The sequence below is a fragment of the Pedobacter quisquiliarum genome (assembly GCF_014642175.1).
GTDB classification, from domain to species: Bacteria; Bacteroidota; Bacteroidia; order Sphingobacteriales; family Sphingobacteriaceae; genus Pedobacter; species Pedobacter quisquiliarum.
Window position 1 is genome coordinate 1 of record NZ_BMIL01000020.1, and the last position, 1,783, is coordinate 1,783.

General features: G+C 49.8%; 1 rRNA gene. It reads left to right on the top strand.

Annotation, left to right across the window (positions count from 1 at the left end):
• Nucleotides 1-1,783, top strand: a 23S ribosomal RNA gene (locus tag IEW69_RS16790); the annotation flags it as partial.

Consider the following 1,783-nt stretch of genomic DNA (forward strand, 5'->3'; position numbering starts at 1 on the left):
CACGTAAGTAACATCAGCCTAGTAGGATCCTGAGTACCGCGAGGTCGGAGACGCCTTGTGGGAATCTGCCGGCACCATCCGGTAAGGCTAAATACTCCTGAGAGACCGATAGTGAACCAGTACCGTGAGGGAAAGGTGAAAAGAACCCCGAACAGGGGAGTGAAATAGAACCTGAAACTGTGTGCTTACAAGCGGTCGGAGCGTCCAGGTGGCGTGACGGCGTGCCTTTTGCATAATGAGCCTACGAGTTACTCTTCTCTGGCAAGGTTAAGTGTTTAAGACACGGATCCGAAGCGAAAGCGAGTCTGAATAGGGCGTATAGTCAGGGGAGGTAGACGCGAAACCTTGTGATCTACCCATGGACAGGTTGAAGGTGCGGTAACACGTACTGGAGGACCGAACCGATAAACGTTGAAAAGTTTCCGGATGATCTGTGGGTAGGGGTGAAAGGCTAATCAAACTGGGAAATAGCTCGTACTCCCCGAAATGTTTTTAGGAACAGCGTTGTGGTTTGAGTTATATAGAGGTAGAGCTACTGATTGGGTGCGGGGGAGTCAAATCCTACCAAATCCAGACAAACTCCGAATGCTATATAATATACGCAGCAGTGAGGCCCGGGGTGCTAAGGTCACGGGCCGAGAGGGAAAGAACCCAGACCATCAGCTAAGGTCCCCAAGTTACTACTAAGTTGAACTAACGAGGTGCGATTGCATAGACAGCTAGGATGTTGGCTTGGAAGCAGCCATTCATTTAAAGAGTGCGTAACAGCTCACTAGTCGAGCGATCGTGCATGGATAATAAACGGGCATTAAGTAGTACACCGAAGCTATGGGTAATATTTATATTACGGTAGGGGAGCATTCCAGCGGCAGCGAAGTTATGACGTAAGTTGTGGTGGAGCTTCTGGAAAAGCAAATGTAGGCATAAGTAACGATAAGGCAGGCGAGAAACCTGCCCACCGAAAGGATAAGGTTTCCTGATCAACGCTAATCGGATCAGGGTTAGTCGGGACCTAAGGAGAACCCGAAGGGGATATTCGATGGACAACTGGTTAATATTCCAGTACTTTTTATAACTGCGATGTGGGGACGGAGTAGTGACACTGCCGCGATCTGACGGAATAGATCGTTAAAGGCTGTAGGTATAGGACCGGTAGGCAAATCCGCCAGTCTTGCTGAACGCTGATAGTACCGCGAGCCTTCGGGTAAGTGGATAGTGCAGGTAATCAGACTTCCAAGAAAAACCGCTAAGCTTCAGGTTATAAAAACCCGTACCGCAAACCGACACAGGTATCCGGGAAGAGAATTCTAAGGTGCTCGAGTGAATCATGGCTAAGGAACTCGGCAAAATGGCCCTGTAACTTCGGGAGAAGGGGCGCTGGTAGCAATATCAGCCGCAGTGAAAAGGCCCAGGCGACTGTTTAACAAAAACACATGGCTTTGCAAAATCGAAAGATGAAGTATAAGGCCTGACACCTGCCCGGTGCTGGAAGGTTAAGAGGGGATGTTAGTCGCAAGGCGAAGCATTGAATCGAAGCCCCAGTAAACGGCGGCCGTAACTATAACGGTCCTAAGGTAGCGAAATTCCTTGTCGGGTAAGTTCCGACCTGCACGAATGGTGTAACGATCTGGGCGCTGTCTCAGCCATGAGCTCGGTGAAATTGTGGTCCCGGTGAAGACGCCGGGTACCCGCAACGGGACGGAAAGACCCCATGCACCTTCACTACAATTTAACATTGACATTGGATACAGGATGTGTAGGATAGGTGGGAGACTATGAAGCG